The following is a 7918-nucleotide window of genomic DNA, read 5'->3' as shown; positions in this document are numbered from 1 at the left end:
TCTGTGATGCCTGGACTCGAACACCGGACTGTTTCAAGCTTGACCCGCACCACCTCATCCCGGGACTACACACCTAGTGCGGCAGCAGGCGCCGGTTGAGGCGGGCCGCCAGGCGTCGCGCCAGCGTCCGCGGGGCGAGCTGGGCGGCGATCGCCAGCAGGCGGTTGCGCCAGCCGGGCACGATCACCGTCTGGCCGCGGTCCAGTCCCTGCAGGGCCAGCAGGGCCAGTTGCTCGGCGTTCATCAGCCAGGGGCTGTTCTTCAGCGGGCGCATGTCCAGGCGCGCGTTGCGCCAGAACGGTGTGCGCACCGGGCCGGGGCACAGCGCTGCGACCTGCACGCCGAGCCCGCGCAGCTCCTCGCCGAGGGCCTCGGAGAAGTGCAGGACGAAGGCCTTGCTGGCGTAGTAGCTGCTCAGCCAGGGACCCGGCTGGAACGCGGCCAGCGAGGCGACGTTGAGGATCTGCCCGCCGCCGCGGCGGGCCATGGCGTTGCCGAGGGCGTGGCACAGGCGCGACAGGGCGAACACGTTGAGTTCCAGCAGCTTGCGCTCGCGCTGCCAGTCCTGCTCGAGGAAGCTGCCGGCGCAGGCGGCGCCGGCGTTGTTGACCAGCAGCTCGATCTGGTAGTCGCACTGCTCCAGCTCGTAGAGCAGGCCGGACAGCTGCAGCGGCTCGGTCAGGTCGCAGACGCGGAACATCACCTCGACGCCGAAGCGCTGGCTCAGCTCGCAGGCGATGCTTTCCAGCGCCGGGCGCTCGCGGGCGACCAGGATCAGGGCGTGCCCGCGGCGCGCCAGGGCTTCGGCCAGGGCCAGGCCGATGCCGCTGGACGCGCCAGTGATCAGGGCATAACGGGGCATTCGGGGTCTCCATGGCCGGGCGCCGGCGGCGCGGGGCGCGCAGTGTACCCCCGAGCGGGCGCCGCTGGCAGGCCTCAGAACGGCTTGACCACCACCAGGATGACGATGGCCAGCAGGAACAGCACCGGCACCTCGTTGAACCAGCGGTAGAACACGTGGCCGTGGCGGTTCTCGCCGCGGGCGAAGCGCTTGAGCAGGGCACCGCACCAGTGATGGTAGCCGATCAGCAGGGCCACCAGGGTCAGCTTGGCGTGCAGCCAGCCGCCGCCGGCGAACAGGCCGGGGTTGAGCACCAGCATCCAGATGCCGAACACCAGGGTGGCGATGATCGACGGGGTCATGATGCCGCGGTACAGCTTGCGCTCCATCACGCAGAAGCGCTCGCGGCTCGGCGCGTCCTCGCTCATCGCGTGGTAGACGAACAGGCGCGGCAGGTAGAACAGGCCGGCGAACCAGCAGACGACGGCGATGATGTGCAGGGCCTTGAGCCACAGGTAGAGCATGCGGGAGTCCTTTTGCGTGAGATCGGCGCCGATGGTAGTCGCAGCGCGGGCGCCCCGTCATCCCGCGGTTGGCCGGGCCGGGCCGCGGCCTTATCATGGCGCACTATATTTTCCACAGATGGCCTGCGGGGACACGAGATGATCAAGGTCGGCATTGTTGGGGGTACCGGGTACACCGGTGTGGAGTTGCTGCGTCTGCTGGCCCAGCATCCGCAGGCGCAGGTGGAGGTGATCACCTCGCGCTCGGAGGAGGGCGTGCGCGTCGCCGACATGTACCCCAACCTGCGCGGTCACTACGACGAGCTGCGCTTCAGCGTGCCGGACGTGGCGCGCCTGGGCGCCTGCGACGTGGTGTTCTTCGCCACCCCGCACGGCGTCGCCCATGCCCTGGCCGGCGAGCTGCTGGCCACCGGCACCCGGGTGATCGACCTGTCCGCCGACTTCCGCCTGCAGGATGCCGAGGAATGGGCCCGGTGGTACGGCCAGCCCCACGGCGCGCCGGCGCTGCTCCCGGAAGCCGTCTACGGCCTGCCCGAGGTCAACCGCGAGGCGATCAAGGGCGCGCGCCTGATCGCCGTGCCGGGCTGCTACCCGACCGCCACCCAGCTCGGTCTGATCCCGCTGCTGGAAGCCGGTCTGGCCGACGCTTCCAGCCTGATCGCCGACTGCAAGTCCGGGGTCAGCGGTGCCGGCCGCGGCGCCAGCGTCGGCTCGCTGCTCTGCGAGGCCGGCGAGAGCATGAAGGCTTACTCGGTCAAGGGCCACCGCCACCTGCCGGAGATCCGCCAGGGCCTGCGCCGCGCTGCCGGCGGCGAGGTCGGCCTGACCTTCGTGCCGCACCTGACGCCGATGATCCGCGGCATCCATGCCACCCTCTACGCGCGCGTGGCCGACCGCAGCGTCGACCTGCAGGCGCTGTTCGAGCAGCGCTACGCCGGCGAGCCGTTCGTCGACGTGATGCCGGCCGGCAGCCATCCGGAAACCCGCAGCGTGCGCGGCGCCAACGTCTGCCGCATCGCCGTGCACCGGCCGCAGGACGGCGACCTGGTGGTGGTGCTGTCGGTGATCGACAACCTGGTCAAGGGCGCCTCCGGTCAGGCGGTGCAGAACATGAACATCCTGTTCGGCCTCGACGAGCGGATGGGTCTGTCGCACGCGGCGCTGCTGCCCTGATGGACTCCTGGCGCGGGGGCGCTCCGGGGGCCGCCATGCGGCGCCTGGCGCCCCTCGCGCTGCTGCTGGCGCTGCCGGCGGCGTTCTACGCGGGACACTGGCAGAGCCAGCGCCAGCTCGCCGTGCGTCTCGAGCAGGCCCGCGTGCAGGCCGAGCAGCTGCAGTTGCGCACGGTCGAGCTGGAGCAGTTGCGCCGCCAGCTGGCGGTGATGGAGAGCGGGGAACAGCTGGCTCGCCAGGCCGGCGAGCAGAACCGGCAGACCATCAAGCTGCTGGAGGAGCAGGTGTTCCAGCTGCAGCAGGAGCTGGCCACCTACAAGGAGGTGCTGGCCCCGGACAGCCGCCGCGAGGGCTTGCGCATCCGCGCCTTCCAGCTGCAGAGTACCGACGATCCGCGCCGCTTCCGCTTCCAGATCCTGCTCAGCCGGGTCGGTCCGGACGAGCGACCGCTGGAGGGCACCCTGCTGGTCGAGCTGCGCGGTCGCCAGGGCGGTCGCAGCCGCAACCTGTCCTTGACGACGCTGGCCGAGACGGTGCCCGCCGAGGGGCTGCCGTTCGCCTTCCGCCATTTCCAGGCGATTCCCGAGGGCGGGCAGTTCGCCGAACTGGTATTGCCCGAAGGCTTCGAGCCGCTCGAAGTGCGGCTGCGGGCCCGGGTCAAGGGGCAGCGCCTGCCGCTGGAGCGCAGTTTCCGCTGGGCCGAGCTGCAGTAGGCGTCTTGATCGACAAACCGATGCGCAGCCTGGGCTGCGCCCACCGCTTGCGGCCAAGGCCGCGGCAGAATAGTTGACCGTTCCGCTCGGTGAGCGATAATGCGCGCCACTGTGCTGCAAGACGGCCACGCGCCTGGAGTTCCGGACATGAGCATTGAAACCTTCACCCCCACCCCGCTGCAGTTCACTCAGGGGGCGGCCAACAAGGTGAAGAGTCTGATCGAGGAGGAGGGCAATCCCCGCCTCAAGCTGCGGGTATTCGTCACCGGCGGTGGCTGCTCGGGCTTCCAGTACGGCTTCACCTTCGACGAGGAGCAGGCCGAGGACGATACCGTAGTCGAGCGCGACGGCGTCAGCCTGGTGGTCGACCCGATGAGCTTCCAGTATCTGGCGGGCGCCGAGGTGGACTACCAGGAAGGCCTGGAAGGCTCGCGCTTCGTGATCAAGAACCCCAACGCCAGCACCACCTGCGGTTGCGGTCAGTCGTTCTCGATCTGAGGACGCCGCAGCGCAAGACGCCGCGCTTTCGCGCGGCGTTTTCGTTTGTGCGCCTCAGGCCGGATAGATGGCGCCGAGGATGCGCCGGCCGCGCGCGCCGGTGACCTCCGGGCAGTTGCCCGGTATGCCTTCCAGGCAGCAGTGCGCCAGCCAGGCGAAGGCCATCGCCTCGATCCAGTCGGCCGGCAGCCCCCGGCTGTCGGTATCGGCCACGGTGCAGGTCGGCAACAGCTCGGCGAGGCGCTGCATCAGGCGCCGGTTGTGGGCGCCGCCGCCGCAGACCAGCAGTTCCTCCGCGTCCGGCAGGCTGTCCTTGAGGGCAGCGGCGATGCTGCGCGCGGTCAGCTCGAGCAGGGTGGCCTGCACGTCGGCCGCTGCCACTGACGGCTGCGTCTGCAGCTGGTCCAGCAGCCAGTCGAGGTTGAAGCGCTCGCGGCCGGTGCTCTTCGGGCCGCGCAGGCTGAAGTAGTCGTCGGCCAGCAGCTGCTGCAGCAGCGCCGGGTCCGCCGTCCCGCTGGCCGCCCAGGCGCCGTCGCGGTCGAAGGGCTCGCCGTGCTGGCGCTGGATCCAGGCGTCCAGCAGCACGTTGCCCGGGCCGCAGTCGAAGCCGCGCACCGGCTGCTGCGGGGCGAGCAGGGTCAGGTTGCTGAAGCCGCCGACATTGAGGATGGCGCGTGGCCGCTCGCTGCCGAACAGGGCGGCATGGAAGGCCGGTACCAGCGGCGCTCCCTGGCCGCCTGCGGCGACGTCACGGCGGCGGAAGTCGGCGACCACGCTGATGCCGGTGAGCTCGGCGAGCAGGGCCGGGTTGCCGATCTGCACGGTGAAGCCGCGCTGCGGCTCGTGGCGCACGGTCTGGCCGTGGCTGCCGATGGCTCGGATCTGCCGAGGGTCAAGGCCTTCCTGCAGCAGCAGGAAGCTGATCGCCTGGGCGGCGAGCTCGGCCCACTGCTGCTCGGCCAGGGCGCCACGGACGATCTCGTCGGGCCCGCTGCGGCACAACTCAAGCAGCTGCCGGCCGAGGTCGGCCGGCATGGGCGTGTAGTGGGCGGCAAGCAGGCGGGTGGTTTGCTCCTGCTCGATCAGGGCGACGTCCAGCCCGTCCAGGCTGGTGCCGGACATCACGCCGATATAGAACGCCATGGCCTACTGCCTGTTCAGCGCCAGCAGCGTGTTGCGCTCCTGGTCCATGCGGGCCAGCAGGGGCTGGGTCTGCTGGAGGAAGCGCTTGCGCTCGGCGCCGGCCAGCGGATCGGCCATCGGCAGCTTCTGGCTCAGCGGGTCGACGTGCGTGCCGTTGACCTGGAACTCGTAGTGCAGGTGCGGTCCGGTGGACAGCCCGGTGGTGCCGACATAGCCGATGACCTGCCCCTGGCTGACCTGGCTGCCGTTGCGCATGCCCTTGGCGAAGCCGTTCATGTGCGCGTAGAGCGTGCGGTAGCGCTGGCCGTGCTGGATGATCACGGTGTTGCCGTAGCCGCCCTTGCGGCCGGCGAGAATGACCTTGCCGTCGCCGGTGGCCTTGATCGGCGTACCGGTGGGAGCGGCGTAGTCGACCCCCTTGTGGGCACGGATCTTGTTCAGCACCGGGTGGCGGCGACCGTTGGAAAAGCGCGAGCTGATCCGGGCGAAGTCGACCGGGGTGCGGATGAAGGCCTTGCGCATGCTGCTGCCATCCGCGCGGTAATAGGTACGCTTGCCCTGGCGGTCGGTGTAGCGCACGGCGGTGTACAGCTTGCCGCGGTTGGTGAAGCGGGCGGCAAGGATGTCGCCGCTGCCGACTTTCTTGCCCTCGACCTGCTTCTCCTCGTAGATCACCTCGAATTCGTCGCCCTCACGCAGGTCGAGGACGAAGTCGATGTCATAGTCGAAGATCTTCGCCAGGTCCATGGCCAGGCGGTGCGGGAGGCCGGCGCGCTGGGTGGCGGCGAACAGCGAGCTGTCGATCACGCCATGGGCGTAGGCCTGGCGGATGCTCGGCTTGATCAGCTCGCGCTTGACGCTGAAGCCCTTGGCTGTGCGGGTGACATGCACGCTTTCCAGTTGGCTCAGGCGCGAAGTCAGGGATTCGAGGCCGCCCTGCTCGTCGCGGGTGACGTGGAAGACCTGGCCCGGCTTGATCTGGGTCAGTTGGCGGGCTTCGCGGCTGCTGCCCAGCAGGTCGTGCAGGGTGTCGCCCGGCAGGCCGGCCTTGGCGAAGATGCTGGACAGGGTGTCGCCATTGGCGACGGTGACCTTGACCTCGCGCGCCTGCTCCGGTCCGGGGGCGCTGGCCACCGCTTGGCTGGGGACGATCTCTTCGGCATCGGCGGAAGTGACCGGTTCGGCGGTGGGAGCGTCCTTTTCTTCGACCAGCATGCTGGCGCTGTTCTCGAAATCGAGGGGCAGCAGGGTCTTCTTGGCTTCTACCTGGCTGCTGGGAAACACCAGCAGGGTCAGGCTCAGCAGCGCCGCAATCCCGCTCGCCGCCAGCAGGTGGCTCTTCGGGTACGGGGGTGTGTTCCTGGACGAATCCGTCATGGTGGGTAGGGGTCTTTGGGGTGTAATAACCGCCTAAAATATAACCAAACGATCTTCGAGGCAATGTGACGCGTCGGGTTTGAGAGCTCTGCCCGGCTGCGGTCGGGCGGACTTTGTAAATTCCGTCCGATCTTGTATCGTGGCTGCCCCTTTTTTCATGTCGGTATGGGCAGCTTCATGAAGTCGGTCGAAGAGCAGCTGGCGCTGATCAAGCGCGGAGCAGAGGAGATTCTGGTCGAGGCGGAACTGGTGGCCAAGCTGCAGCGCGGCCAGCCGCTGCGAATCAAGGCCGGCTTCGATCCGACCGCGCCGGATCTGCACCTGGGGCACACCGTTCTCATCAACAAGCTGCGCCAGTTTCAGGAGCTGGGGCATAAGGTGGTCTTCCTGATCGGCGACTTCACCGGGATGATCGGCGACCCCAGTGGCAAGAATGCCACTCGCCCGCCGCTGACTCGCGAGCAGGTGCTGGAGAATGCCGAGACCTACAAGGCTCAGGTGTTCAAGATCCTCGATCCGGCGAAGACCGAGGTGGCCTTCAACTCCACCTGGATGGATCAGCTGTCGCCGGCCGACTTCATCCGCCTGGCCTCGCAGTACACCGTGGCGCGCATGCTCGAGCGCGACGACTTCCACAAGCGCTACACCGGCAACCAGTCGATCGCCATCCATGAGTTCCTCTATCCGCTGGTGCAGGGTTACGACTCCGTGGCGCTGCGCGCTGACGTCGAGCTGGGCGGCACTGACCAGAAGTTCAACCTGCTGATGGGGCGCGAGCTGCAGCGGGCCTACGGCCAGGAGTCGCAGGTCATCCTGACCATGCCGCTGCTTGAGGGCGTGGATGGGGTGAAGAAGATGTCCAAGTCGCTGGGCAACTACATCGGCATCCAGGAAGCCCCCGGCGTCATGTACGGCAAGCTGGTGTCCATTCCCGACACCCTGATGTGGCGCTACTTCGAGCTGCTGAGCTTCCGGCCGATGGGCGAGATCGACGAATTCCGTCGCGATGTCGAGCGCGGCGCCAATCCGCGCGACATCAAGATCAAGCTGGCCGAGGAGATCGTGGCGCGCTTCCATGGCGAGGACGCTGCGGCCAGTGCGCATCGCTCCGCGGGTAACCGCCTCAAGGATGGCGAGCTGCCCGAGGATCTGCCGGAAGTCGAACTGGTTTCGGCCGAGCCGATGCCGGTGGCGACGTTGCTGAACAGGGCGGGGCTGGCCAAGAACGCAGCCACAGCGCGCGACATGCTCAATGCAGGCAGCGTGAGGGTGGACGGCGTCGTGGTGGATCGCGACTTCCTCTTTGTGCCGGGCAATAGCTACGTGTGTCAGGCAGGCAAGAAGGCCTATGCGCGGGTCACGCTGCGCTCCGAGTGAATTCGGGCAAAAAAGTCGTTGACGTCGCCGCCGATGTCTCTATAATGCGCCCCACTTCCAGCGGCAAGCTGATCGAAAAGCCTTGTAAATCAAGTGCTTGAGTCGGGTTGATGGTGGAGGTGCAGGGCGGTTTCCCTGCTGCGTCTTCGGCCTTCGGCCTTCGGGTTGAAGGCGGGTTGTTCGGAGGTGTTGACGGCGGCTCTGGTTGCTGTATGATTCATCTCCCTCGCTTCGGTGGTCGAGTTCTTCGCTGAAGCGCAAGCGGTTGATTC

General features: G+C 68.0%; 9 protein-coding genes. 4 read left to right on the top strand and 5 right to left on the bottom strand.

The genetic code is table 11. From position 1 onward, the window contains the following. Nucleotides 1-73: 73 nt before the first annotated feature. Both E5198_RS19430 and hemJ read right to left on the bottom strand, forming a co-directional pair. Nucleotides 74-862 (bottom strand): SDR family oxidoreductase, encoded by a 789-nt coding sequence (locus E5198_RS19430; protein WP_136491583.1) that lies wholly within the window; start codon nt 860-862, stop codon nt 74-76. 74 nt (nt 863-936) lie between these two features. Beyond that, on the bottom strand, nt 937-1365 hold the full coding sequence (hemJ, locus tag E5198_RS19425) for a protoporphyrinogen oxidase HemJ (RefSeq protein ID WP_136491582.1): 429 nt from the start codon (nt 1363-1365) through the stop codon (nt 937-939). Nucleotides 1366-1503: 138 nt separating this feature from the next. Here hemJ and argC point away from each other — a divergent pair, with 138 nt between their 5' ends. From argC to erpA, 3 genes are all read left to right on the top strand, one after another. Next, nucleotides 1504-2538, top strand: coding sequence for an N-acetyl-gamma-glutamyl-phosphate reductase (argC, locus tag E5198_RS19420; protein WP_136491581.1), 1035 nt, complete (start codon nt 1504-1506; stop codon nt 2536-2538). Between the two features lie 35 nt (nt 2539-2573). Then, nucleotides 2574-3251 (top strand): DUF6776 family protein, encoded by a 678-nt coding sequence (locus E5198_RS19415; protein WP_136491580.1) that lies wholly within the window; start codon nt 2574-2576, stop codon nt 3249-3251. Nucleotides 3252-3398: 147 nt separating this feature from the next. Beyond that, nucleotides 3399-3749, top strand: coding sequence for an iron-sulfur cluster insertion protein ErpA (gene erpA, locus E5198_RS19410; RefSeq protein WP_136491579.1), 351 nt, complete (start codon nt 3399-3401; stop codon nt 3747-3749). A gap of 54 nt (nt 3750-3803) precedes the next feature. On the opposite strand, the gene E5198_RS19405 is transcribed toward erpA, so the two are convergent. Together E5198_RS19405 and E5198_RS19400 are read right to left on the bottom strand one after the other, a co-directional pair. Further along, complete coding sequence (locus E5198_RS19405; RefSeq protein WP_136491578.1) at nt 3804-4892, bottom strand: anhydro-N-acetylmuramic acid kinase; 1089 nt, start codon at nt 4890-4892, stop codon at nt 3804-3806. Nucleotides 4893-4895: 3 nt separating this feature from the next. Beyond that, on the bottom strand, nt 4896-6269 hold the full coding sequence (locus tag E5198_RS19400; protein ID WP_136491577.1) for a peptidoglycan DD-metalloendopeptidase family protein: 1374 nt from the start codon (nt 6267-6269) through the stop codon (nt 4896-4898). A 177-nt stretch (nt 6270-6446) separates the two neighbouring features. Between E5198_RS19400 and tyrS the strand changes: the two genes are divergently transcribed. Beyond that, the gene (gene tyrS / locus E5198_RS19395) at nt 6447-7646 is read left to right on the top strand and encodes a tyrosine--tRNA ligase (protein WP_136491576.1); all 1200 of its coding nucleotides are present in this window, start codon (nt 6447-6449) and stop codon (nt 7644-7646) included. A gap of 89 nt (nt 7647-7735) precedes the next feature. On the opposite strand, the gene E5198_RS21840 is transcribed toward tyrS, so the two are convergent. Beyond that, nucleotides 7736-7918 (bottom strand): hypothetical protein (locus tag E5198_RS21840; protein ID WP_218569077.1); only part of this gene is annotated, 183 nt, incomplete at its 5' end.

The sequence above is a fragment of the Pseudomonas sp. A-1 genome, from assembly GCF_004801855.1.
GTDB lineage: Bacteria > Pseudomonadota > Gammaproteobacteria > Pseudomonadales > Pseudomonadaceae > Geopseudomonas.
This window is presented reverse-complemented; position numbering and strand designations above follow the sequence as displayed.